Source organism: Prevotella sp. P2-180 (genome assembly GCF_002251435.1).
Taxonomy (GTDB): domain Bacteria; phylum Bacteroidota; class Bacteroidia; order Bacteroidales; family Bacteroidaceae; genus Prevotella.
The window spans coordinates 27,637-50,879 of sequence record NZ_NPJI01000026.1 but is presented as its reverse complement, the minus strand read 5'-3'; the positions used below and the strand labels follow the sequence as shown (position 1 = coordinate 50,879).

The following is a 23,243-nucleotide window of genomic DNA, read 5'->3' as shown; positions in this document are numbered from 1 at the left end:
AATCATAATTTTCGAATTGGCAAAAGAAAAATGCATCATTATTTGAATAATGCAACTGGCGTGACCCATAATAAGCTTTATCCCAAGACTCGTGTGATGGCGCGGTATATCTTTATGGTGTATATATTGTTGACTACTGTAGAGAGCGCACTGCTGATGGCGGGCGGCATGGGACTGTTTGATGCCGTGTGCCATTCGATGCCCACCACTGCCACAGGAGTTTTCTCGACCAAGCATGAGAGTATAGCCTATTGGCATTCTGTCTGTAGTGAGCAGTGGAATATGAAGAGTGATGGAGATTATTTATACTTTTTCTGCCATTCTTTTTGATAATTCGATATTTTTTTCTAACTTTGTAGCCATAAAACGCAAGAAATATGGAAAAGAAGACTTTGAAGCGACTGCCTGTGGGCATACAGACATTCTCCGAGGTGATTGACCTTGATTGTCTTTACATCGACAAGACTGAGTACATCTGGAATATGATACACCTCAGCAAGTATATCTTCCTGAGCCGTCCACGGCGGTTCGGCAAGTCGTTGCTTGTATCTACACTCCAAGCTTATTTCGAGGGACGTAAGGACTTGTTCAAGGGACTTTTTATAGAGACTGTGGAGAAAGAATGGACGGAATATCCCGTGCTGAGATTTAGCATGGCATCGGGCAAACACATGGAGAAAGACCAGTTGGAACGCTATCTTCTCGATATTTTAAGAGAAAACGAGAAGCGCTTTGGAATAACCTCTGACTCCAAAGACCCTAATGTGCGATTAAAAAACCTTATTATTAATGTCTATGAAAAGACTGGCAAGAAGGTTGTCATACTAATCGACGAGTACGACGCTCCGCTGCTTGACGTAGTGCATGAGGAAAAGTCTTTGCCTATGCTCCGTAATGTGATGCGCAACTTCTATTCGCCTCTAAAAGACTGCGACCCATATCTTCAGTTTGTCTTCCTAACAGGCATCACCAAGTTCTCACAGCTCAGCATTTTCAGTGAGCTTAACAACCTGAAGAATATATCCATGCGCCCAGACTATGCCGCAGTGTGCGGTATCACTGTTGAGGAGATAACAACGCTGATGTCCGACTATATTGACGACTTTGCCGAACATAGGCGGACGACACGCGATGAGGCGATAGCGCAGCTGAAAAATCAATACGACGGCTACCATTTCACATGGCCCTCGCCAGACATCTTCAATCCATACAGCCTGCTGAACGCATTCCAAGACCATGCCTTCACCAACTATTGGTTTGGTTCCGGCACACCGACATACCTTATAGAAACGCTCCGAAAATTCGACATCGTGCCCACAGACATCATTTCTATGGAAGGCGGTGCCGACGACTTCGATGCGCCTACGGAAGGGATGACGACCATAATGCCACTGCTATACCAGAGCGGATATGTTACGATAAAGGACTATGACGATAGTTTCAACAGCTACACACTCGGCATACCAAACAACGAGGTGCGCATAGGTCTGACGAAAGCCCTTGTGCCTGTTTGAACTGAAACTGAACAAGAGTGCGGAAGCAGCCATGAAGCAGATCGACCTGAAGGATTACAAGTCGAAGTTTGCCAACTGCCGACTGCCCATAGTGAAAGTAGGCGTCAACTTCGACTCCGAAAGACGTACTATCGGGGAGTGGAAGGTTTGACTTATACTAGAAAAAGTGACAACCTTTATCGAGGAGGACATCACAAAATATGCCGTAGGATTGGAAAAGGCGAAAGTGCTTGCAGTATATCGGCATATTTCGACATTCCTGGCAAAGGAGAACAAGAAATTTCAGGTGACGAAAATCGCTAATTGAGCAAGAAACAGAGAATATAGCGGTGCAGTGGAATGGCTACAGAATGCGGGTATAGTCAATGTATGCTACGGTCTGGAAAATCTTGAACTGCCGCTGAAAGGCAACTACGACCCCAAGCAGTATAAATTGTATTACAAAGACATAGGACTGCTGATAGCATCGCTCGACAGAGAGGCGCAAGATGACCTCCGCTCCAACAATAACCTCGGAACATACAAAGGTGCGTTGTATGAGAATATTGTGGGTGATATGCTTGTGAAACAGGGATATGACCTGTATTTCTATCGTCAGGATAAGCTTTCGATAGAAATGGATTTCTTCGTAAGGAATGCCGACTCACTTATTCCCGTTGAAGTTAAGGCAAACAACTCCGTTTCTCCTTCGCTAAACAAGTTGGTGAAACCCGACAATAAATATTCCGACATCAGGTTTGGAATAAAGTTGTGCGCAGCTAATATCGGTTTCAACGGCAGCATCCTCACCTTGCCCTATTTCACGACATTCATGCTTAGGAGATTTCTTAAAGAGAGGGTAATGGGGTAATAAGTACAGGGGACAGGTCGATGTGAGATACTATTGAAGCATAGTCTGCTTCGTCCAGATTCCCAAGTGGGAAACTGTCTCAATTTTTTGCTTTTTGCCGCCCACCTACACCTATTAGGCTACTTCTGTGGCTGTTGTCCTAATGACCAAAGAAGTGCACAAACAACCTAATTGTATATATACACTTTATAACGATAAAAAGACTGAACAAAGGGAAGAATGCGAAGGAACTCGATTGCCACATGTAATGAGTGCAAGCATTATATCATCAGGAATGTCATTGGCAACGCAAACAACCGCAGAGCCATGCTCGGTATCAAGATGCTTGATTACTTCAAGAAAGAAGAGGCTTTGCTGGTTGATGATGTGCAGAATGACAACATCTCGTCTGACATCATTGAGTCTGACTATGGAATCTTCAAGTCGAAGAAGTCACCAAACAAGCTGTATGGTAGGGAAGGATTAAAGCACTTGATCCTGATACAGCGAAACGATATATGAGGTATATACCTATATGGGCTTTGTTTAATTTGCTGGTAATTTGCTGGCAACTTGCTGAGACGTGCAAAAAAAGGAACTATATTTCGCTAACATGATGATAATCAACGGTAATTGCGAATAAGTTTAATTTGCTGGTAATTTGCTAAAGAAGAAAAATAGACATAGATATGTTATTCGGGAAAAAAATTAGAGAATTAAGAGATGAGAATGGCGTACTGCAACGCCAGTTGGCTGCACTATTGGAGATAGACACCCCGATGTTCAGCAAGATTGAACGGGGTGATAGGCGTGCTAAACGTGAGCAGGTTATCAAACTCGCAGAGTACTTCAATCAGGACGAGAACGAAATGCTGACCCTCTGGCTGGCTGACAAAGTGCTTGATGCGGTGGATGGCGAGCAAGAACTCAGTTCGCAAGCCATTGAAGTTGCCCAAGAACAAATCAAAGAACAGTAAGAGTATGGAGATTGACATTTTTGTAACTGTTCGGTGAACCCCGTCATTGTCGTTTAGAAAAATGAGAGTACCTTTGTCGCTGATAATTTCACTTTAAAATTTTAGCGACAATGAACAATAAAAGACAAAACAAGCAGCCTCTTTTTGCAGAGGTAAATCTTACGGGAGATGAGTTCCAAAAGTCTCCTGATACCTTCTTTGGCGCCTGCAAGGTGAAGGGTAAGAACCCTGAGCGACGGCTTGCTTATGTGCTTGACCACATAGGTAGCACCAAAGACGAAGATTTATACAAACAGCTTCCTGAATTTTGGGAAGACATTAACTGAATCATCATTAACTTAATGATACTGTGATTATTTCCAAGCTTTTACAAAGAAAATTTGAATATTTGTTGATTAAGTTGATTTACGTCAACTCAGGGGCTACTTGCCCCCGAACCCCTCGGTGTTTTCTGGTATTAGATTATTTATTCTCATCTACCAGAAAATTGCAGTTCTATGTTGAACTTTGGAGTGATGAAAAGAATGACAATGGTTTTGGCATTGCTCCTCTCGGTGATTGGAGCGGATGTCTATGCGCAAGAGGAGGTTGATTCGGTGTGGGTTGATTCCGTAGAAGTGGATTCGGTGTGGGTTGATTCCATTGAAGTGGATTCCGTTGCACTTGCCGAAGAGTTTAAATCGGATTATGACTCGGAAGAGGAGAAGGCGGAGATGGACAGTTTGATCCAGGCACGTTACGTCATCGTCTCCAAGAATGGGAAATACGGTATCTATGACCGTGAGAAGAACGACAGTGTCACAGCTGTGGATATGGATTATATCGAGTATTCCCACTATTTCCAACCAGAAGACGGTATGTGCTTCTGCTATTTCTACTATGATAAAGGGCTGCAATGCGGAAAATCGGCATCAATATGAATGACAATACGAAAATGGAAGCGTTTGTCGACAATCCAAGACTCGTGGGGAAAGTGGAAGACTTTCCTACCATAGACTCATTGATTTCGGCGCGGAGTTATGACGTGCTGAGTGAATGCATGACGGCTATTGATGGAATCCAAGGACAGGTAGCGGTCATTGACGCAAGGACATCTGATGTCTTGACATGGGGAGCATTGGAGAATGTCGAAGGTGCCACCGTGGCTGCACCTCTTCTCAAAAGGTTGTGCAGTTCGGAAACATATATGCCATTTGTGGCTGCGGATTGCCTTGCCCAGTCAAAAACATCTTTGAAGGACAGCGTAGATACAGGGCAAGGTATTCTTGTATTGAACGATAGTGTGCGTATAAGTGACCATAATTGGCGCAGAGGTGGTTACGGAATGTTGACATACAGACAGGCTCTGCTCAACAAGTCGAGGATTGGGATGTATCATGCCATGATGACCCTGCCTGACGGTATGGATTATTGGAAGTACGCTACAGACCTGACGAAGAACACCAATGCGATGGAACTGGCTACGGTATTCAACAATATCTTCCATTTGGATTCCGTGAACGTCTCTAAGGAAAGACGTGGCAATATCCGTGCAATTGCCATCGGGATGTTCAAGGAAGGGGGCATACAACATAAGCGTGCGCCCAAGAATGTGGAACTTGCAGGAGTGTATAACGTGGCTGATGACGGAACGGAGCAGACCTTCACGTTTGTAGGCAGCTTCCCTGCAGACAAGCCGAAGTATGCTGTCAGCATGGTCGTGCAGAGAAAGCATAAGCTACCAGCGTCGCCAGCAATGGTGTCAGATAAGGTGAACGAACTGATGGAGTGGTTAAATAAAAAGTAAATCTGATAAATAATATGAGACAAAAGATATTTTGGCTTGATTTGGCCGTCTGTTCCTTATGGATGTTCATAGCATTGGCAAACTGTAGTTGGTGGTCATTGCCAGCCCATTTTCTTATGGTTGTCACAGTCGTAATGAGAATCATTCTCTCCTTTTCCCTTTATCGCAGGGAGAAACGAAGTTGAGTACCATTGACAGTTTTCTCGGCTTTATTCGTCTTGTTGTCTGTTGTGGGGCAAGTCATGATCACAACGGGTGATTTCGCTGATTTGCCGTTTGTCGTTTTGGGCATAAACAATGACCACTTGACCCATACCATTATTAAATGCACATTGTTGGCATGGCTATTCTTGGGCCCGTTGACTGTATATATTGCAGGACTTTGCAGAAAGACATCAAAGTCGTCCACCTTGACTTGGAAGGATGCCTTGGGGGCAATCATGTGGAAGGACAAGGGAGCTAAGAAATATTGCCTGCTGATGCTGATTGCCGTCTGTGCGTTATATGCATGACTTGCCATGGATATGAGGGTGTGCCGTTTTGCCTGCATCGTCTTGCCGCCTCTTAGCTTATATCTGATAAATAGAGACGTGACATCTTGTAGAGGTACATCGGAGAAGAATCCTATGGTTGGAAAACTGTGGGTGATGGTGGCAGCCATGGTGCTTTTCTTCTATGCACAACGTTATGCCGGGATGTGGCGCGTGTGGATGCTCGTTGTCAGTATAGCAATGGTTGCTTACATATGTTGGCGCACTTTTGGCAAGCAAGGATTGGTACAAATAAGCATATTGGCTACCATCAATCTGGGAATATTTCTCCCAACCTTGGCAATTGGTTATAATCAATACGCCTGTATAGAATATGGTCGCCGAGGGTTATATACGTTGGAGCCATTGAGAGGTGTGTTCTATATCAAGGACGCTAAGACGGACAAGGTCGGCTTGCGGGACAGATACGGCATACTTATCGAGCCTATATATGACAACATCATTCATAATTCACGCAATCGTCCATTGGGAATCTATGAGCTAAGAAACAACGGATGCTATACTTTGTATAATGTATATCAAAACAAAATGATGACATCAAATGTCAGCGACCTGAATCTACAGGACAGTATCTGTCAAATACTTGATAAGTATTGTGACAGGAATGCTTATGGTCACAGAGACAGGTTGGAAGTGCGTGTTACAAGTAAATCCAATGCGGAAATACCTCTTTCCTACGTCAAGATGACGAGAAACGGAATTACCTCATACTATGATTACTCAGATCATCCGTATATATCGGAAGACTCGGTGACTCTTCGTTCGGGAGAGTTTGCAACCGACACCATTGTGCGCTATGGTGATACATACCACGTACTACATTACTCCTGTGACGTGAAACTGGACAGTGCGGCATTATACAATATTGACGTGAAGACCGCCAAGCATGCTGTTCCACAACAATAAGTATTGGTTGAATTGGCAGAGGAGATAGAAACGATATTGAAACACTGAGTTAATCCGAAGCAAGATGAAGAAACTGATAATGCTTTTCATTGCTTTCATCACCCTTATAGGTTGTGGGGGCGGCTACCGGCAGGAAGAGAATACTTCCGAATGGGGTGACAGTATAGCGACGATAAACAACACGGCTTACTATTGGCTGCAATTAGCAGATGACTCTGCACGGATTTCAGCAGTCAGAGACAACCAGTTGGTAACTGAGTGTATCGTGAGAGGACAAGTATATGGCGCAAGGCAATATGATGACGGAGAAATATATATTCTCTGCGGTCAAAACCAAATCTCTTGGTTTGATGTCAGAAACATCCCAAGCAAAATAGATTTGATGACCAATGAGAAATGGGATAACTATGATACGTCGCAAGAAAATGCGGATGCAATAATCGATATTGGCATGTGAAATAAGGGAAAATATGATGAAAAGACAGTGAATATTGGTAGTATTGACGGAAAATTGTTTATGTGGTGTAATTTTTACGCAAAAATATTTTGTTGTTTAAAGAAATCCAATTATCTTTGCTGCGTAATTTTTACACAAAACAAGCAATGGATAAGATAAACAAGACAGACGAAGAGTTGAAATATTGCTATAAGTACCCTCATCCGAGTGTAACGACGGACTGTGTCATCTTTGGGTTTGACGGTGCAAAGATGAGAGTGCTTTTGGTGCAGCGAGGCATTGAGCCATATAAGGGGCGATGGGCTTTCCCTGGTGGATTCATGAAGATGGACGAGAGTGCTGAGGAGGGTGCGCTGCGTGAGTTGCAGGAAGAGACAGGTGTGGAGGGTGCGTACATCCGGCAGTTCCATACCTTTACTGCGCCACATCGTGACCCTCGTGAGCGTGTCATCACCATTGCCTACTATGCTTTGGTGAGGATGCAGGAGGTAAAGGGTGGCGATGACGCTGCTGATGCACGATGGTTTGCTTTGGACGAAGTGCCGCAGTTGGCTTTTGACCACGACCAGATACTCCGCAAGGCTGAACAGGCTTTGCGCCAGCAGATACATTTCGAGCCCATTGGGGTTGAATTGCTGCCCGAAGAGTTCACCATAAAGGAACTTCAGAACCTCTATGAGGCCATATTGGACGTGCGTTTCGACCGCCGCAACTTCTACAACAAGATGAAACGGCTCGGAATACTTGATCAGATGGAAGAGACGGTCAATCCATCGCAGAAGAAAGAAGCCTTCCTCTTCCGCTTCAACAAGGCGAAATATGAGGAGCTGAAGCAAAAGGGATTCAAATTGGAATTTTAGTGCAAGCGAGAACAGAGCATCAAGATCGCTTGAATGCTATGCCGAGCGCAGCCTAAAATCAACGAAGTTAATATTAACCTAAAATATTACCACTATGGAGGATAGAAACAATATTACTCCTTCGACAGTAATCACAAGCGCACGACTGAAATTTCTATGCAATCATTATCATCATGCACTATGTCATGGCAATAGACCAAGTTGTATGCCGAAAATCCGAATTAGGTATGTTGAGGATAAAGGCAAATTTGGTTATGCTGAGTTTGGTGATTTCTTCTTCTTTGCTGACGATTTGTATGTATGGAGGCAGGAAGAGGAATTTGCTGACGATCACAGTAAAGATGTTGTTGATGGCTTCTTTAACGACAAATGCACAAGACAGGGATACGTTTGCCGTTTTTTATATGCTGGTGCAGACACCAACTATGTAGACAGCAATGGCGAACATATCTTTGTTGGTGATGTGATAGAAATAAAGGAAGGAAATAGTGAGACTCAGTTGGCACTGGGGTACTTTCCTTATTTTGAGCATGAGGAAATGAGATATTGTTTCGTTCTCGACAATCATTCTCTCTCTCTTGAAGATTGTATTGGCAGGGAAGATATGCGTCTCACTCGCATTGGAACTACTTACTTCCTGTTAGACCCAAATTTCGAGACGGAAGATATGAACAAAAAAGTACAAGACTTCAATGGATGGCATGATACCAATGAAGAACATGAAGAAAAAGTGCTTATGTCGAGATACACACCCAATTTCGACCAAGAGCCATGGAAATATCACGGGCTGGAGATATTAGGAGTAGAGTTTAACTGGAGATAATTACAAACCAAATCACATTATTATATTATGGAAAGAAAAGATTATATTGCAACCATTCAAGAGTTGCTGAAAGGCAGAAATGAAGAGTTTGACAAAGCTGATGTTGAACGCATCAGACTAATTCGGCACAAGGATTCACGCAAAGAAAAGAATATTGGTGGGAAAATCTATGAAAATTCTCTTTATGATATTTATTTGTATGAAAATGATGCTTTCATGACTTACCAAAGTGAACAACTGGTAAAAAAGTTTAAGAACGTGGATTACATCGTTTCGTTCATAGGTGAGGAAAGTACTTCGTCAAGATTTGTCGGAGTTTACAAAAACTATGGTGTTCTTCATATGCTACCTGACTACAAAGGAGAATCTCTTGCAAGATTTGATATTCAAGAGATTTCAGGTTTTGAATTACTCAAAGAAAGGGTAATAATCGCCTGGAATAATCCTGTACAATGGTTACAGCACTACAATGAAATGCCAGTAATCCGCATTGACAGAGGGTTGATGGAGAACAACTTGCCTGTATTTGTGAGATATGAAGATGTCATGTTGAGTTACACACAATTAAAGACGATTATTAACAGCAACAATCCTGAATGGAAGTCGAGACTGGAAAGTTGCAATTGTATTTACTTGATTCTTGACAAGAGTAATGGCAAACAATATGTTGGCTCTACCTACAATACAAAAGGTATCTGGGGCAGATGGAGCGAATACGCTAAAAATGGGCATGGGGACGATGTTGAGTTAAAAAAATGTATAGACTCAGACCCTAAATATGCTGAAAAGAACTTTCAATGGTGTATTTTGGAGACTCTCCCAATCAAAATATTGCAAGACCAAGCTATTGAACGTGAGTCTCTTTACAAGCGTAAGTTAGGTACAAGAATATATGGACATAATAAGAATTAGGTGACATGAAAATTGTATATGCTTTTTTTATTGGACTCTGTGGTTCAGGTAGCTATGCTATCATAAATATGCTATTTTTCCCATATGCTGACCCGGAGATTGGCCTTATTGGCTTTGCAGCCTTGTTTCTTGTTGGATTTGTCTTTGGTTTGTTTGATTATGACAAGAAAAAGAGAAAAAAAGAAGAGGAAGAAAGGCGGAAAGCAGAAAGAGAAGAAACCGATAGGCTTATGCGTGAGTATTTGGAGAAAAAACTAAAGGAAGAAGAATCAAAATAAATTGTAATGTACGACAGAGAATATACCCCCGAAAGGATTTCGGAATTGAAGGAGAACGAGATATTTGTCTTTGGCAGCAATCTGGCAGGCGCACATGGTGGCGGTGCTGCACGGTTTGCTTACGAACGGTTTGGTGCCGTATGGGGCGAAGGCGTGGGTCTGCATGGTCAGACATACGCCATCCCTACCATGCAAGGTGGTGTGGAAACCATCAGGCCATACGTAGATGCGTTCATCCGTTTTGCCAAGGAGCACAGCCAGCTCACATTCCTCGTTACACGAATAGGTTGCGGCATAGCCGGATTCCGTGATGAGGAGATTGCTCCACTCTTTACGGATGCCATTGATGTGGAGAATATCATCCTTCCGAAGGAGTTCGTTGAAAACATTTCACCGCATGGCGAGTGTTGTTACAATCTTGAACGATTCTTGACTGCACATAAATACAACTACGAGAATGCCTTGCGGGAAATTACAGACGGGCGCAAACGTACTCACTGGATATGGTTTATCTTTCCACAGTTGACAGTGTTGGGACGTAGTGCCAATGCAAAGTATTATGGCATCAGTGGATATGACGAGGCAGAGGCTTACCTTGAACATCCCATACTGGGTGCAAGGCTGAGGGAGATAACTATGGCACTGTTGCAACATCGTGGAGAGTCAGCGGTAGATATATTTGGCGATATAGATGCCGTAAAGGTTCGCTCTTGTATGACACTCTTCGATGCTGTCTCACCAGATGACATATTCCAAGAAGTGTTGGATGCATTTTATGGCGGCTCATCAGATAAGAAGACATTGGACTATATGTGATAGATGTAAGGTTACTACCTTACTCTCATATTACATAAAGAAGTAAATTGGCTGAAAAATGGAAGAAAATTATATGGCTACCACACGGAATGGGCATGAACTGAAGGATATGTATAATCCAGAAACAAACACGCTGGATATACGTTCCAATGGTTTGTACCCCTCCAATGTGCTCAGCAACATGTACAGCAACGGATTCCTTTTCGACGGAATGGAATGTGGCAGTATGGAGGGGTTCCTGCAATCTCTGAAGAGGAAGGAACTTGACAAGCAGCGGCAGATATGCAGCATGAAGGGCGGCAATGCTCGGAAGATGAGCGTCACTTCTTGGCAGACCGACCGCAAGCAGGTATGGGGAATGTTTGCCGACAATGACCAGCAGGTGAATGGAGAATCTTTGTTCCTGCAATACTATAATCAAGTAATCCATTTCAGTGGCGAGCACCGTATGGATGACAGGGTAATAGAGGACGTTCTTGTACCGCTTATTTATAGATGTGTCGCAAAATGAACAACAGAATATTTAAATCCATATTGCTGTGCACGCTATTCCTGCTAATGGGAAGCTGCAAGAAGAGCACCCCTGTATCTGCGACAACAGAACAGAAATCTGCTGTGCCTGTTGTCTGTGTATATACGTTGGGCGCAGTCAATGAAAATTTACAGCGTGCAATGATGGATTCTCTAAGAGTTCATTATCCCAAATGCAGGATGGTCGGTAATATCCACTTGCCCGACTCTGCCCTTACTACTGAAAGGAATGACCACAAACGATATAGGGCTGATGTACTGAACAAGGTGCTATGCCATTATAAGTCTGATTCAACTATTGTCGTTGGACTTACGCAGGCGGATATCGGACTTGATAATTTCAGAGGTCGTGCCCATAGTGGAATTATGGGACTTGCCAGCGGTATAGGGACAGGTGTGGCGGTATTCTCGTCCTATCGTCCTCATGGCAACGGGCAGTTGTTTTGCGTAATGCTCCATGAATTAGGTCATGCCCAAGGCTTGCGGCATTGTCCTGATATAAAATGTATGATGCAGAATGCCAAAGGTGGTAATCCTTTCCGCAAAACAAACGTATTCTGCGACAAATGTAAGAAATATATGGAATCCAAGCACTGGAAGCTATAATGGCTTTTACAGGAGAAATAATAAGGAGAAAAAACATGTTAGTGATACATCCAAAAGACAAAACCACGGCGATGCTTTCAGCCCTATATGATGGGCTGGAAGCACAGGTCGTTACCGACTACCGTACAACCAAGGAGATGGGGCGTCTGTTGCATCATGTCTCTACACAGGATCGTATCATGCTACTGGGACACGGCTCAGACAAAGGACTTTTCTTTCGTGAGGATGACAGCAAGAATGAGTTTGATAAGATTATCGTGGGTCATTCTCACAGATACCATTTGCACAATCATGGGAGCAACATTGTAGCTGTATGGTGCAATGCCGACCAGTTTGCACGTGCAGAAGGTTTGCATGGTTTGTTTACAGGGATGATAGTTTCCGAACTAAGTAAGGCTCTATTATATCAGGTAGAGACTACGCAGGAGGAACTTGACCGCGAGAATGTGAAATTGGCTATGCGGCTGAGAACATTGCTTGATCAAAGAATCCCCCTGAGCGAGATACCTAAACGGATGTTGGCAATGGATGATGTCCACTCACCTTTGACAACGTTCAATTACAAGAATTTCTATTATATATGAATATGATGAACTACAAGATTTGCTTTGTATGCACAGGCAATGCCTGTCGGTCACCATTCGCAGAATGTGTGACGAAGAAACTATTGGCTGATGCAGGAATAGAGGACATTGAAGTGTTCTCCCTTGGTACATTGGACTGGGGCGAGAATCCTCGTGATGCTGCGATGGTGGATGTGGCGAAGGAACTGGGCTATGAATTAAGTGGTACGACTATGGTTATGACACGTGAAAAACTAATGACTGCTGATGCGATCATTGTGTTTGACGAGCGTCACCGTGATGCCATAACACGAGTACTGGACTATAGCCATTGGAACAGAATCGTCCTGTTCAATAAGATTGCATTGGATGAAGACGGCAATGTGGAAGACCCTCATTACAAGACTGCAGCTGTATATCGTCGTGTAGCTAAACACATTGAAAACGGTTGTAAACGATTGGTAGAGCAGTGGAAACTACAGCCACCAGAGCCTGAAGGTTAAGGATTGCATAACAGCAGATATTGTATCCCTTCGGCTTTGCATCAATTAGCTGGAGGGATTTTTTTCAGTATAAAATGAAGGTAAATGATAGAGAATGGTTACAAATGCCACTCTCTTATCATAAAGAGTAAAACATATTTCAGATGATGATAACTAATATACCCACATAGAGAGCCTGATGAAACTACGTGGAGCAAAGGTTGAACATCCTTGGCATGGTACGTTCTGCCTATCACAAGGCAAAAGCAGAGTTTTCAAGCATTTAAGAGTTAGACAACTAATAGTATAAACTGATAATAATTTGAAACGATGGAAGAAGTAAAGGACAAGCAAGAGATGAAGAAGACGCAGGTCTTCAATGTGATTATCCTCGACCGCAGCGGTTCGATGGAGTGTATTCGTCAGGCTGCCGTGGAAGGTTTCAACGAGACCTTGGCAGGTATCAAGAAAGCGCAGGAGAAGTTTGCCGAGACACAAGACCATTTCGTGTCATTGGTGACGTTTTGCAGTTGTGAGACGAAGCACGTGTTTGACAAGACTCCTGTGGCAGATGCCCATCCGCTAAAAATGGAGGATTTCCAGCCCTGCTGCACTACCCCACTCTATGATGCCATGGGCATCACGCTCACAGCCATGCGCAAGCATGTCAAGGAGATAGAGGACAGCGTGGTGGTTGTGACCATCATCACCGACGGCATGGAGAATGCTTCGCACGAGTACAACGGCAAGACCATCAAGGAACTTGTGGAGCGTCTGCGTGGCGAGGGATGGACATTCACCTATATGGGTGCAAACCAGGATTCCATGGAGGTGGCGACGAACCTCTCCATACGCAACTCACGCAACTTTGCCTATAGCCACGAGGGCACACGTGCCTCGATGGGCAAGGACACCTGTACGCGCATGAACTTCTTCTCACGTCTCTCGTGCATGAAGATGCAGGAGGCTGACGGATGCGCAGCACCTATGTCGGCAGAGGAGCGGCACAACCTATATACCAGTTTGGCAGACGAAGCTTTTGATGAGGAGGAAGGAAAATGAATACTAAGATAGGGAGTGTCGTTAATTTTTAAGATTATTTATAACTATCTATTACTCAATGTGGTAGAAATTTTGTACCTTTGTAGATGATAAGAAAAATCCCCCAATCATCCTGAGAAGTGACAAATTGGGGGAATCACAAAAGTGATACGATGGCAAAGGTACAACATTTTTCTGGAATAAGCAAGCGAATTCCGTTCGAAGGGTTCGATTTTTATGATTTATTTCGAGTTACGTTTGAAAACAGCGAACTTGGACGTATGAAACGGCTTCTCCCTCTTCATGAGATGGCAGTGAACTTTGGTTTGGTGAGCAACCGTCCTGTACGGAAGCGTGGCCCAAGGCATTCGGTGTTTTTGCGCTATTTCATTCGGAATTCTTGCGCTATTTTGGTCGGTGTATTTGCTTCACAAGATATATGGTGCCCAGAATGGTGCGTACCAGGGTCTTGGCACACCTCGAAAAACAGAAGGAAATATTGCTCTGCAGGCGAGAAAACCTGATACTTCCTGTTGTGGGCAAGCAGTTCGACTATTTCCTGTTGGTCAAACCAATAGCGCTCGCCCTTGGATATGGCATCCATCGCCTGGGCATACTTTACGCCATTGCGGCCTCCATGCACGAAATTCCGAGTTTTCTTTCTATTTCAGCCACACTCTTGAATGAGAAATTTGTATTTCCAGAGAGAATGCGACTGACATACTGAGGTGTCACACCAAGTTTGTTGGCGATGTCTGAACGACTGAGACTATTTGCTTGCATGTAGTCAACGATTGACAAGGCAACCCCGCGTGACCATTTTAGCCACACTTCGTTCTCTTGACGCCACTTTGCATCTTCGGTAAAGGTTGAAGGCTGTTCACTCTTGTGTGCCTCCAAAAAGTCTAAAGTCTTCTGCTTCATAGTAAATCCTCCTCGAAATAATCAATAAAACTATCCATATCAAATACGCCATTCTGCTTTAGATAATCACGGCAGGCATTAAGTTTGTCGAGCTCTTTTTTAGTATGCTCACGCTCCTGCATGGTAGCTGTCAGTTTGATGGTTCCTCCTGTAACTATATAAACATTTGGTTCAATACGTATAGCATAGATACGCAACCAACTCGGATGCTGTCTCCTGTCCCAATTCCTTGCCTTTTCACGAGTCAACTCATGTGCTCTGTTATCAGCTAAACTCAAAGGATGGAACAATCCGTCAAGCTGCTCAGTATAAGGGAAGTCAAGAATCAACCTCTCTAGTTCCTGTGCATCTTCCATCGTATCCTTAATGGCATCGCTGACCTTCTTTATATGGAAGAAGCCCTGAAGGTCATCAAGGTTAGCAAAGAAGAAGTCAAGCAGGTAGTTAAAATTACTCCATTGACGGAATAGCAACGACAGTTCATCCGTCTCTTGATCTTCGTCCCTAACCGCCCAAAGGTGATTATATCCTGGTATAGTACGTACGAATTTCATAAATTTTCTTTTTTATATGGTGCAAATATATGAAGAATAATCGGGATGCGCAACTTATAGGTTGCATTTTTGCGAATTTTTAATGCAATTTAACTATCAAGGGAAAAAGACACATTAAGATAGGGCTCACGCCCTATCCTATGATATGTCGCCCTTTCAGGGCTAGCATTCGGCATTTTTGCGCTATTTCATTCGGTATTTTTGCGCTATTTCATTCAGTGTTCTTGCGCCATTTTGGTCAGTGTTTTTGCTTCACAAGATATACGGTGCCAAGATTGGTGCGTTCGTGAAACTTATGTCACTCCTTCTGTCACCAAGTTCTAATATTTAACTCATTGAGAATGAAGTTGTTAATTTATCAGGTCTCAGAAGTGACAGAAAAAGTTGAAAATTATAAAGAGCGCACGCGCGAGTAAGAAAGTAATAATTGCTAAAGAGATACTATCTGTTAAATAGTGGTAAATGTATAAAAACAGTCGTATAGATGTTTGCATAATACCCTGTTTTAATGTATCTTTGCACCGTGTTTGGTTTATATTCCGCAATGCGGAACGTACATTCACCACTGCGGAATGTACGTTCACCACTGCGGAACGTAGAAACCGCACTGCGGAACGTAAAACAAATGCCTGTTCTATGGAAATGTCAACAGGCAATGCGAAATAATTACAACAATATATAATGAGACAATTACAACAGGTATCATAAACTAAAAACAACTGGTATATGGTTAAGTACTTACTACAGGAAATGAATGACGTGAGGAATACCGGCAAGAGGGCGGTATATCCGAAGGTGGTGATAAACCAGACTCTTGGAACAGAGGAGTTTATCGACGTGTTGCACGATCGTCTGCGCACAGTGGATAAGGGAGTGCTGAGGGGAGTGATAAGCGGTATTGCCGACTCGCTGGTCAGTTTGCTGTCAAAGGGCAACAACGTGACTCTCGACGACATCGGCACATTCTCCATGTCGCTGAAGTTCCTCGACGACAAACCTACTGAGATTCAGGAGGAAGGCGACCCCATGCTCTACAGACGAGTGGGAGTGAAGGATCTTAACTTCAAGATATCTCCCAAACTGATACGTGATCTTCAGATGAACACAAGGTTTGAACGTATGACAACAGGGGCGAGGGAACTGAAGAAGAACCTCTACTCCTTTGAGCAGCGCATAGAGAACGCCCTTGCCATAATTGACGAAAAGGGACACATCACCCTCGGCGAATATGCCAAGGTGAACAATCTGTCGCGCACCACGGCATCCAAGGAACTTGCCAAAATCACTGCTGATCCTAATATGCCTATCGACTACACTGGTCAGGCGTCACACAAGATATGGATAAGGCGCAAGGGTGAGTAAGCAATTAGCATGTTTATATGTAAAAGAGTAGAAAATACTGGAAGCAGGTCGGTAGAATGTAGATTATTCACCTATGACATTTTGGCTGATATAGATGCCATTTTGACAGAAGAGGGAGAAGATGGCACGTGAGTTGCGATGAGAATGGGTAGAATAATTTTTATGAACTTAAAGAAAGGAGATTGAACATGACATTCGACAAGTTTACTATCAAGGCACAGGAAACCGTACAAGAGGCGGTGAACCTGGCACAACGGTCAGGACAACAGTCAATAGAACCGGTACACCTGCTGAAAGCCATCATGACCAAGGCAAGGGACGTGGCGGGATTTATCTTCCAGAAACTCGGGGTCAACGCCCAACAGGTGGAGACTCTCGTGGACTCTGAAATAAGTCACCTGCCTCGAGTTCAAGGCGGACAACCTTATCTCTCGGGCGACACAAACAACATTCTGCAACACGCAGAGGACATGTCGCAGAAGATGGGAGACCAGTTTGTGAGCGTAGAGCCGATACTGCTCGCCATTGTTGCCGCATCGACCACTGCAAGCCGCATACTGAAAGACGCGGGGTGCACAGAGAAGGAAATGCGTAAGGCCATCGACGAACTGAGACAGGGACAGAAAGTGCAGTCGCAGTCGGCTGACGACAACTACCAAAGCCTCGCCAAGTATGCCAAGAACCTCGTGGAACAGGCGAGGGCAGGAAAGCTCGACCCTGTGATAGGACGTGACGACGAGATAAGAAGAGTATTGCAGATTCTGTCGCGACGCACCAAGAACAACCCTATCCTCATAGGAGAACCAGGTACGGGAAAGACTGCCATTGTGGAAGGTCTGGCTGAACGTATCGTAAGAGGCGACGTGCCGGAAAACCTCAAGGACAAGCAACTCTTCTCGTTAGACATGGGCGCTCTCGTGGCTGGAGCGAAATATAAGGGAGAGTTTGAGGAAAGACTGAAAGCGGTGATCAACGAAGTGACAAAGAGCGACGGACGCATCATTCTCTTCATCGACGAAATCCACACACTCGTGGGAGCCGGAGGTGGCGAGGGAGCCATGGACGCGGCTAACATTCTGAAACCTGCACTGGCACGTGGAGAACTGAGAAGCATTGGTGCTACAACACTCAACGAATACCAAAAATATTTCGAGAAAGACAAGGCCCTGGAAAGAAGATTCCAAACCGTCATGGTGGACGAACCAGACGAACTGAGCGCCATATCAATATTAAGAGGACTGAAAGAAAGGTATGAGAACCACCATAAGGTGCGTATTCAGGACGACGCTTGCATTGCGGCGGTACAACTCTCGGAAAGATACATCAGCGACCGTTTCCTGCCCGACAAGGCCATAGACCTTATGGACGAAGCGGCTGCAAAGCTGAGAATGGAACGCGACTCAGTGCCTGAGGAACTCGACGAGATTTCCAGAAGACTCAAACAACTGGAGATTGAACGGGAGGCTATAAGAAGCGAAGAGAGAAGGGCAAATAACGATGAACTGGGCATGAAGACCGACGAGGGCTCGTCGGACGGAAAACTCGCACAGCTTGACAAGGACATTGCCGAACTGAAAGACAAGGAAAAGGAGTTCCGCGCAAAATGGGAAGGAGAAAAGGCGCTCGTAAACAGAATACAGGACGACAAACAGCAGATGGAGAACCTGAAGCTCGAAGCTGAAAGGGCTGAGCGTGAGGGTAACTACGAAAGGGTGGCCGAGATACGCTACAGTAAGCTGAAAATGCTGGAAGATGACATCAGAAACATTCAGCAGCAACTGAGAAACGCCCAGGGCAACGACGCCATGGTGAGAGAAGAGGTGACTGCCGACGACATTGCCGAGGTGGTGAGCCGATGGACAGGAATACCTGTGACACGAATGCTTCAGAGCGAACGCGAAAAACTGCTACACCTGGAAGAGGAACTGCACAAAAGAGTGATAGGACAGGAGGAAGCGATACAGGCTGTGAGCGATGCCGTAAGACGTAGCCGCGCCGGACTGCAAGACCCTAAACGACCGATAGCCTCGTTCATGTTCTTGGGAACCACGGGTGTGGGAAAGACGGAATTGGCCAAGGCTCTGGCTGAGTACTTGTTTAACGACGAGACGATGATGACACGTATAGACATGAGCGAATACCAAGAGAAGTTCAGCGTGTCGAGACTCATCGGAGCGCCTCCTGGATACGTTGGATATGACGAGGGCGGACAGCTCACCGAGGCCGTAAGGCGCAAGCCATACTCCGTGGTGCTGTTTGACGAAATAGAGAAAGCTCATCCCGACGTGTTCAACATTCTGCTGCAAGTGCTTGACGACGGACGACTGACCGACAACAAGGGACGTGTGGTGAACTTCAAAAACACGATAATCATCATGACATCAAACCTCGGAAGCCAGATGATAAACGAAGAGCTAAGAGGGAAAAGTGAAGATTGTTCATTCGACCATTCGTTCATATCAGGGCTGAAGAACAGGATTCTTGACATGCTGAAGAAAACGATACGTCCGGAATTCCTCAACCGTATAGACGAGACCATCATGTTCCTGCCTCTGAGGAAGGACGAGATAGCCGACGTTGTTAGACTTCAGATAAATGCCGTGAAACGCATGCTGGAGCCACAGGGATTTGAGTTGAACGTGACCGACGATGCCATAGAGTATCTCGCAGAAGAAGGCTACGATCCGGAATTCGGTGCCCGACCCGTGAAACGTGCAATACAGCGCAGCGTTCTTAACGACCTCTCGAGAAAGATACTCGCTGAGGAAGTGTCGAGAGAAAAACCTATCACGATAGACGCGGAAGGAGGAAAGTTGGTGTTTAGGAATTAGGTAGTTTTTTTTGGAAAAAAAGGCCTTTTTATTTTGTAGTTTCTGTAACTTTGTGTACATTTGCACCAAAATTCAAAAACTATGATTAACAAGGAACTTCTACAACCAGAATCTATCGTCGTCATTGGAGGTTCAAACAACTTCCACAAACCCGGTGGCGCCATCGTGAGAAACATTTTGAATGGAGGATATGCAGGTACGCTGCGTATCGTTAACCCTAAAGAGGATGAAGTGCAGGGCATAAAGGTGTTTCACGACATCAAAGAACTGCCCGATACGGAACTCGCCGTACTGGTGATACCGGCACAGATGTGTCCACAGACAGTGAAAATCCTTGCCGAAGAAAAAAAAGTGAAGGCCTTCATCATTATATCTGCCGGATTCGGTGAAGAGACGGAAGAAGGTGCACGACTGGAGGAGGACATACTCGAGACTTGCAGAAAACACAATGCAGCACTCATCGGACCAAACTGCATCGGACTGCTTAACAATCACCACCACAGCGTGTTTACCAAACCCATACCACAACTGAACCCAAAGGGTGTGGACTTCATAAGCGGGTCGGGGGCAACGGCTGTGTTCATTCTTGAATCAGCTGTGATGAAAGGACTGCAGTTTAACTCCGTATGGTCAATAGGCAACGGAAAGCAGATAGGAATAGAAGACGTGCTGCAATATATGGACGAGCACTTCAACCCCGACACCGACCCTACGATCAAGCTGCTGTATATTGAAAATATTTCAGACCCCGACAAACTTCTCTTCCACGCCAGTTCGCTGATACGGAAGGGATGCCGCATCGCAGCAATAAAAAGCGGGTCGAGCGAAAGCGGAAGCCGTGCAGCTTCTTCACATACGGGAGCAATAGCGACAAGCGACTCCGCCGTGGAGGCCCTTTTCAGAAAAGCTGGTATAGTAAGATGCTTCTCACGAGAGGAACTAACGACCGTGGGATGCATCTTTACATGCCTGCCTGCCACACATGCCTCTACCCTACTCCAGCAACCCGCGTCGCTCTCAAAGTTTGCCATCGTGACACATGCCGGAGGACCTGGAGTGATGCTCACCGACGCACTCTCGAAAGGAGGACTGCAGGTGCCGCAGTTTACAGGAAAGGCTGCGGAGGAACTGAAATCGAAGTTATATCCAGGTGCCTCGGTGGCCAACCCCATCGACATACTTGCAACAGGCACACCTGAGCATCTCGCTACAGCCATTGACTACTGCGAAAACCAATTTGACGAGGTAGACGCGATAATGGTGATATTCGGAACACCGGGACTGGTGAAACTATACGAGACTTACGACGTGTTGCACAAGAAAATACTTGAATGCAAGAAACCGATATTCCCGATACTACCAAGCCTGCACACTGCCGGACCTGAAGTGGCGGAATTTCTAAAGAAAGGCCACGTGAACTTCAGCGACGAGGTGACACTGGCTGTATCGCTCTCACGCATCATTGCCACACCCAATCCTGCCCGACCAGAGATAGAATTGTTTGGAGTGGATGTACCGAGAATACGCGATATCATAGCCAGCATAGAGGAAGACGGATATGTTGAGCCACAAGTGGTTAGGCAGATATTCGAAAGTGCTGGTATACCTATGGTGCCTGAAATGGTGAGCGACAACAAACAAGACCTTATCGACTTTGCCCGCAAAACCGGTTATCCTGTGGTGGCAAAGGTGGTGGGACCTATACACAAAAGCGACGTGGGAGGTGTGACCTTGAACATAAGAAACGAAAAACACCTTGCAATGGAGTTTGACAGAATGATGGAGATACCTGACGCCCACGCCGTAATGGTACAGAAAATGCTACGTGGCACAGAACTGTTTGTCGGAGCGAAATATGAACCGAAATTCGGACATGTGGTGCTTTGCGGCATGGGAGGCATTTTCGTGGAGGTGCTGAAAGACGTGTCGAGCGGACTTGCTCCTTTGAGTTATGCCGAGGCTACATCGATGATCAGATCGCTGAGGGCATATAAGATTATAAAAGGTACACGCGGACAACAGGGACTGAACGAGAAGAAGTATACTGAGATTATCGTAAGGCTCTCGTCGCTGCTGAGATTTGCCACTGAGATAAAAGAGCTCGACATCAACCCTCTGATTGCCGACAACGAGGAAGTAGTGGCGGTAGATGCCAGAATACGCATAGAGAAAAACAAATGACACATGGAATACAACTATTCTGAAGAAGAGAAGGCGCAACGCAAAAAGATAAAGCGCAAGCAAATGGTGAAGGACTACTTCTTCATCACTTTCGGCATACTGCTCTATGCCGTGGGATTCAACGCGTTCATACTGCCGGAAAAGGTCGTAATGGGAGGCATGACAGGTGCCAGCTCGCTGTTATACTATGCCTTTGGACTGCCACCGGGCATCATGCTTTGGTTTATGAACGTTGCACTGCTCATACTCGCATATAAGGCACTGTCGAAACAGTTTGTGATAAGAACAGTGATAGGAGTGACCATCATCTCGTTTTTCATCGACGCACTCAGACCTGTATTCATGACTCACCCTGTGATAACGGCAGGTGAGGACAAGTTCATGCATGTCCTGATAGGCGGTATGTTGTCTGGTGCAGGTCTGGGCATAGTGTTTTCCCACAACGGCTCTACTGGAGGCACCGACATACTTGTGGCCCTGCTTGGCAAATACACAAGGATGAGTTTCGGACGTGCCATGCAGATGATCGACATGTTAATCATCTCATCGTCGTACTTCCTCTTCCATAGTATGGAAACCATCGTTTACGGTCTGTGTTTCACCTTCGTGGCGGCATACGTGTGCGACTATATAATAAACGGAACTCGCCAGACTGTGCAATTCCTGATTATTTCGAAAAAGTATGATGAGATAGCCGACATCGTGAACAAACGAATGCACCGTGGAGTGACTGTGATACAAGGCACCGGATGGTATAAGAAAAGCGACGTGAAACTGCTTATCATACTCACGAGGAAATACGAGTCGCAGGAGGTGTTCAACACCATAAAGCGCATCGACCCTAACGCCATGGTGTCGCAGTCGTTCTGCCAAGGTGTGTTTGGCGAAGGCTTCGACAAAATAAAGTAACATTTTTCCACACCTCACCTAGCATGGCGGCTCCGGCAAAGCCCATGTTATTGACGAGTTCCAGATTATCAAGAGATATGCCGCCCAAAGCAATCACCCGACTGTCGATGATACCGCTTTGGGCGGCTTTTCGTATGTCGTAGGCTGAAAAGGCTGAACGATAGCCTTGCTTGGAAATACTGTCGAATACGGGACTAAGGAAGACATAGTCGCAGGTCTGTTTCCGCAGTTCTACTTCTGTCAACGAATGGCAGGAAGCTGACAAGACAACAGGTGCCTCTCCCGTAGATGACGGCGGGTTAGGATTTCTTCCGTTGAGATGTATTCCGCAACCATATTCCAAGGCAAGTTCATGGCAGTCGTGAAGCGACAGTCTTTCATGCCACTTACTGTCTATCTCCTCGATGAGCCTTCGATGCTCGTCGCTTGAAGCCCCAGGTTTACGAATATGCACACGGTCGACACCCGACTCGAAGAGCCGGTTAACCAACATGCCCTCGTCCGAAATGAACGAGGGCTTTGTTATCACAATTATTCTAAAGTCTTTCAA

The 23,243-nt window shown here is 45.1% G+C and carries 29 protein-coding genes and 2 pseudogenes; 27 read left to right on the top strand and 4 right to left on the bottom strand.

Going from position 1 to position 23,243, the window contains the following annotated elements:
• The first annotated feature begins 30 nt into the window (after nt 1-30).
• The 9 genes and pseudogenes from CIK98_RS03780 to CIK98_RS03745 all read left to right on the top strand — a co-directional run bounded on the left by CIK98_RS03780 (nt 31) and on the right by CIK98_RS03745 (nt 5,106).
• Nucleotides 31-330: a hypothetical protein gene (locus tag CIK98_RS03780; RefSeq protein ID WP_253249635.1), complete on the top strand. Its 300-nt coding sequence runs from the start codon at nt 31-33 to the stop codon at nt 328-330.
• A gap of 47 nt (nt 331-377) precedes the next feature.
• Nucleotides 378-1,665, top strand: a pseudogene (locus CIK98_RS03775) (AAA family ATPase).
• A gap of 15 nt (nt 1,666-1,680) precedes the next feature.
• Entirely contained in the window at nt 1,681-1,821 is a 141-nt protein-coding gene (locus CIK98_RS17930; RefSeq protein ID WP_172409809.1) for a hypothetical protein, read from the top strand.
• Between the two features lie 27 nt (nt 1,822-1,848).
• Entirely contained in the window at nt 1,849-2,364 is a 516-nt protein-coding gene (locus CIK98_RS03770) for a DUF4143 domain-containing protein (RefSeq protein WP_094382949.1), read from the top strand.
• 219 nt (nt 2,365-2,583) lie between these two features.
• A complete protein-coding gene (locus tag CIK98_RS03765; RefSeq protein WP_094382948.1) occupies nt 2,584-2,865 on the top strand; it encodes a hypothetical protein in 282 nt (93 codons plus the stop codon).
• Between the two features lie 167 nt (nt 2,866-3,032).
• Entirely contained in the window at nt 3,033-3,320 is a 288-nt protein-coding gene (locus tag CIK98_RS03760; protein WP_094382947.1) for a helix-turn-helix domain-containing protein, read from the top strand.
• A gap of 110 nt (nt 3,321-3,430) precedes the next feature.
• Nucleotides 3,431-3,646 (top strand): hypothetical protein, encoded by a 216-nt coding sequence (locus CIK98_RS03755; protein WP_094382946.1) that lies wholly within the window; start codon nt 3,431-3,433, stop codon nt 3,644-3,646.
• A 171-nt stretch (nt 3,647-3,817) separates the two neighbouring features.
• Nucleotides 3,818-4,240 (top strand): hypothetical protein, encoded by a 423-nt coding sequence (locus CIK98_RS03750; protein WP_094382945.1) that lies wholly within the window; start codon nt 3,818-3,820, stop codon nt 4,238-4,240.
• Nucleotides 4,237-5,106 carry a hypothetical protein gene (locus CIK98_RS03745; protein WP_094382944.1) on the top strand — a complete coding sequence of 290 codons (870 nt, stop codon included), beginning with the start codon at nt 4,237-4,239 and terminating at the stop codon, nt 5,104-5,106. The genes CIK98_RS03750 and CIK98_RS03745 overlap by 4 nt, the downstream gene beginning before the upstream one ends.
• 160 nt (nt 5,107-5,266) lie before the next feature.
• Here the strand turns inward: CIK98_RS03745 and CIK98_RS03740 are convergent, their stop codons facing one another.
• A complete protein-coding gene (locus CIK98_RS03740) occupies nt 5,267-5,656 on the bottom strand; it encodes a hypothetical protein (RefSeq protein ID WP_094382943.1) in 390 nt (129 codons plus the stop codon).
• Between the two features lie 40 nt (nt 5,657-5,696).
• Here CIK98_RS03740 and CIK98_RS03735 point away from each other — a divergent pair, with 40 nt between their 5' ends.
• The 14 genes and pseudogenes from CIK98_RS03735 (at nt 5,697) to CIK98_RS19035 (ending at nt 14,659) form a co-directional block, all read left to right on the top strand.
• Nucleotides 5,697-6,563, top strand: coding sequence for a hypothetical protein (locus tag CIK98_RS03735; RefSeq protein WP_141210397.1), 867 nt, complete (start codon nt 5,697-5,699; stop codon nt 6,561-6,563).
• A 64-nt stretch (nt 6,564-6,627) separates the two neighbouring features.
• Nucleotides 6,628-7,020, top strand: a complete 393-nt coding sequence (locus CIK98_RS03730) for a hypothetical protein (protein ID WP_094382941.1) — start codon at nt 6,628-6,630, stop codon at nt 7,018-7,020.
• 146 nt (nt 7,021-7,166) lie between these two features.
• The gene (locus CIK98_RS03725) at nt 7,167-7,880 is read left to right on the top strand and encodes an NUDIX domain-containing protein (protein ID WP_172409808.1); all 714 of its coding nucleotides are present in this window, start codon (nt 7,167-7,169) and stop codon (nt 7,878-7,880) included.
• A 94-nt stretch (nt 7,881-7,974) separates the two neighbouring features.
• Nucleotides 7,975-8,703, top strand: a complete 729-nt coding sequence (locus CIK98_RS03720; protein WP_141210396.1) for a hypothetical protein — start codon at nt 7,975-7,977, stop codon at nt 8,701-8,703.
• A gap of 27 nt (nt 8,704-8,730) precedes the next feature.
• On the top strand, nt 8,731-9,615 hold the full coding sequence (locus tag CIK98_RS03715) for a GIY-YIG nuclease family protein (protein ID WP_094382939.1): 885 nt from the start codon (nt 8,731-8,733) through the stop codon (nt 9,613-9,615).
• Between the two features lie 5 nt (nt 9,616-9,620).
• Entirely contained in the window at nt 9,621-9,893 is a 273-nt protein-coding gene (locus tag CIK98_RS03710) for a hypothetical protein (protein ID WP_141210395.1), read from the top strand.
• A 6-nt stretch (nt 9,894-9,899) separates the two neighbouring features.
• Nucleotides 9,900-10,271: pseudogene (locus CIK98_RS03705) on the top strand (hypothetical protein); the annotation flags it as partial.
• Nucleotides 10,251-10,709 carry a DUF1810 domain-containing protein gene (locus CIK98_RS03700; RefSeq protein ID WP_371683238.1) on the top strand — a complete coding sequence of 153 codons (459 nt, stop codon included), beginning with the start codon at nt 10,251-10,253 and terminating at the stop codon, nt 10,707-10,709. The pseudogene CIK98_RS03705 and the gene CIK98_RS03700, both read left to right, overlap by 21 nt.
• 58 nt (nt 10,710-10,767) lie before the next feature.
• The gene (locus tag CIK98_RS03695; protein WP_141210394.1) at nt 10,768-11,220 is read left to right on the top strand and encodes a hypothetical protein; all 453 of its coding nucleotides are present in this window, start codon (nt 10,768-10,770) and stop codon (nt 11,218-11,220) included.
• Nucleotides 11,217-11,846, top strand: a complete 630-nt coding sequence (locus tag CIK98_RS03690) for a matrixin family metalloprotease (RefSeq protein ID WP_172409807.1) — start codon at nt 11,217-11,219, stop codon at nt 11,844-11,846. The genes CIK98_RS03695 and CIK98_RS03690 overlap by 4 nt, the downstream gene beginning before the upstream one ends.
• A gap of 35 nt (nt 11,847-11,881) precedes the next feature.
• Entirely contained in the window at nt 11,882-12,430 is a 549-nt protein-coding gene (locus tag CIK98_RS03685) for a hypothetical protein (RefSeq protein WP_094382936.1), read from the top strand.
• A 2-nt stretch (nt 12,431-12,432) separates the two neighbouring features.
• Nucleotides 12,433-12,912: a hypothetical protein gene (locus CIK98_RS03680; RefSeq protein WP_172409806.1), complete on the top strand. Its 480-nt coding sequence runs from the start codon at nt 12,433-12,435 to the stop codon at nt 12,910-12,912.
• Nucleotides 12,913-13,221: 309 nt separating this feature from the next.
• Nucleotides 13,222-13,953 (top strand): hypothetical protein, encoded by a 732-nt coding sequence (locus tag CIK98_RS03675; protein WP_094382934.1) that lies wholly within the window; start codon nt 13,222-13,224, stop codon nt 13,951-13,953.
• A 418-nt stretch (nt 13,954-14,371) separates the two neighbouring features.
• Nucleotides 14,372-14,659, top strand: a complete 288-nt coding sequence (locus CIK98_RS19035) for a hypothetical protein (protein WP_172409804.1) — start codon at nt 14,372-14,374, stop codon at nt 14,657-14,659.
• Here the strand turns inward: CIK98_RS19035 and CIK98_RS19030 are convergent.
• Together CIK98_RS19030 and CIK98_RS03660 are read right to left on the bottom strand one after the other, a co-directional pair.
• Nucleotides 14,551-14,856, bottom strand: coding sequence for a helix-turn-helix transcriptional regulator (locus tag CIK98_RS19030; protein ID WP_094382932.1), 306 nt, complete (start codon nt 14,854-14,856; stop codon nt 14,551-14,553). The genes CIK98_RS19035 and CIK98_RS19030 overlap by 109 nt on opposite strands.
• Entirely contained in the window at nt 14,853-15,410 is a 558-nt protein-coding gene (locus CIK98_RS03660) for a hypothetical protein (RefSeq protein ID WP_094382931.1), read from the bottom strand. Before CIK98_RS03660 ends, CIK98_RS19030 begins: the two co-directional genes overlap by 4 nt.
• 726 nt (nt 15,411-16,136) lie before the next feature.
• Between CIK98_RS03660 and CIK98_RS03655 the strand changes: the two genes are divergently transcribed.
• The 4 genes from CIK98_RS03655 (at nt 16,137) to CIK98_RS03640 (ending at nt 22,693) form a co-directional block, all read left to right on the top strand.
• Nucleotides 16,137-16,772, top strand: coding sequence for a hypothetical protein (locus tag CIK98_RS03655; RefSeq protein WP_094382930.1), 636 nt, complete (start codon nt 16,137-16,139; stop codon nt 16,770-16,772).
• Between the two features lie 188 nt (nt 16,773-16,960).
• Entirely contained in the window at nt 16,961-19,603 is a 2,643-nt protein-coding gene (gene clpB / locus CIK98_RS03650; RefSeq protein ID WP_094382929.1) for an ATP-dependent chaperone ClpB, read from the top strand.
• Between the two features lie 81 nt (nt 19,604-19,684).
• Nucleotides 19,685-21,784 (top strand): acetate--CoA ligase family protein, encoded by a 2,100-nt coding sequence (locus CIK98_RS03645; RefSeq protein ID WP_094382928.1) that lies wholly within the window; start codon nt 19,685-19,687, stop codon nt 21,782-21,784.
• A 3-nt stretch (nt 21,785-21,787) separates the two neighbouring features.
• Complete coding sequence (locus CIK98_RS03640) at nt 21,788-22,693, top strand: YitT family protein (protein WP_094382927.1); 906 nt, start codon at nt 21,788-21,790, stop codon at nt 22,691-22,693.
• Here the strand turns inward: CIK98_RS03640 and CIK98_RS03635 are convergent.
• Nucleotides 22,626-23,222 (bottom strand): thiamine phosphate synthase, encoded by a 597-nt coding sequence (locus CIK98_RS03635; protein ID WP_253249634.1) that lies wholly within the window; start codon nt 23,220-23,222, stop codon nt 22,626-22,628. The two genes, CIK98_RS03640 and CIK98_RS03635, sit on opposite strands and share 68 nt — an antisense overlap.
• Nucleotides 23,223-23,243: the final 21 nt, after the last annotated feature.

Coding starts and splice junctions, on each gene's coding strand:
- CIK98_RS03780 (WP_253249635.1), top strand. CDS start 31: ATGCATCATTATTTGAATAATGCAACTGGCGTGACCCATAATAAGCTT.
- CIK98_RS03765 (WP_094382948.1), top strand. CDS start 2,584: ATGCGAAGGAACTCGATTGCCACATGTAATGAGTGCAAGCATTATATC.
- CIK98_RS03760 (WP_094382947.1), top strand. CDS start 3,033: ATGTTATTCGGGAAAAAAATTAGAGAATTAAGAGATGAGAATGGCGTA.
- CIK98_RS03755 (WP_094382946.1), top strand. CDS start 3,431: ATGAACAATAAAAGACAAAACAAGCAGCCTCTTTTTGCAGAGGTAAAT.
- CIK98_RS03750 (WP_094382945.1), top strand. CDS start 3,818: ATGTTGAACTTTGGAGTGATGAAAAGAATGACAATGGTTTTGGCATTG.
- CIK98_RS03745 (WP_094382944.1), top strand. CDS start 4,237: ATGAATGACAATACGAAAATGGAAGCGTTTGTCGACAATCCAAGACTC.
- CIK98_RS03740 (WP_094382943.1), bottom strand. CDS start 5,656: ATGCAGGCAAAACGGCACACCCTCATATCCATGGCAAGTCATGCATAT.
- CIK98_RS03730 (WP_094382941.1), top strand. CDS start 6,628: ATGAAGAAACTGATAATGCTTTTCATTGCTTTCATCACCCTTATAGGT.
- CIK98_RS03725 (WP_172409808.1), top strand. CDS start 7,167: ATGGATAAGATAAACAAGACAGACGAAGAGTTGAAATATTGCTATAAG.
- CIK98_RS03720 (WP_141210396.1), top strand. CDS start 7,975: ATGGAGGATAGAAACAATATTACTCCTTCGACAGTAATCACAAGCGCA.
- CIK98_RS03715 (WP_094382939.1), top strand. CDS start 8,731: ATGGAAAGAAAAGATTATATTGCAACCATTCAAGAGTTGCTGAAAGGC.
- CIK98_RS03710 (WP_141210395.1), top strand. CDS start 9,621: ATGAAAATTGTATATGCTTTTTTTATTGGACTCTGTGGTTCAGGTAGC.
- CIK98_RS03695 (WP_141210394.1), top strand. CDS start 10,768: ATGGAAGAAAATTATATGGCTACCACACGGAATGGGCATGAACTGAAG.
- CIK98_RS03690 (WP_172409807.1), top strand. CDS start 11,217: ATGAACAACAGAATATTTAAATCCATATTGCTGTGCACGCTATTCCTG.
- CIK98_RS03685 (WP_094382936.1), top strand. CDS start 11,882: ATGTTAGTGATACATCCAAAAGACAAAACCACGGCGATGCTTTCAGCC.
- CIK98_RS03680 (WP_172409806.1), top strand. CDS start 12,433: ATGATGAACTACAAGATTTGCTTTGTATGCACAGGCAATGCCTGTCGG.
- CIK98_RS03675 (WP_094382934.1), top strand. CDS start 13,222: ATGGAAGAAGTAAAGGACAAGCAAGAGATGAAGAAGACGCAGGTCTTC.
- CIK98_RS19035 (WP_172409804.1), top strand. CDS start 14,372: ATGGTGCCCAGAATGGTGCGTACCAGGGTCTTGGCACACCTCGAAAAA.
- CIK98_RS19030 (WP_094382932.1), bottom strand. CDS start 14,856: ATGAAGCAGAAGACTTTAGACTTTTTGGAGGCACACAAGAGTGAACAG.
- CIK98_RS03660 (WP_094382931.1), bottom strand. CDS start 15,410: ATGAAATTCGTACGTACTATACCAGGATATAATCACCTTTGGGCGGTT.
- CIK98_RS03655 (WP_094382930.1), top strand. CDS start 16,137: ATGGTTAAGTACTTACTACAGGAAATGAATGACGTGAGGAATACCGGC.
- clpB (WP_094382929.1), top strand. CDS start 16,961: ATGACATTCGACAAGTTTACTATCAAGGCACAGGAAACCGTACAAGAG.
- CIK98_RS03645 (WP_094382928.1), top strand. CDS start 19,685: ATGATTAACAAGGAACTTCTACAACCAGAATCTATCGTCGTCATTGGA.
- CIK98_RS03640 (WP_094382927.1), top strand. CDS start 21,788: ATGGAATACAACTATTCTGAAGAAGAGAAGGCGCAACGCAAAAAGATA.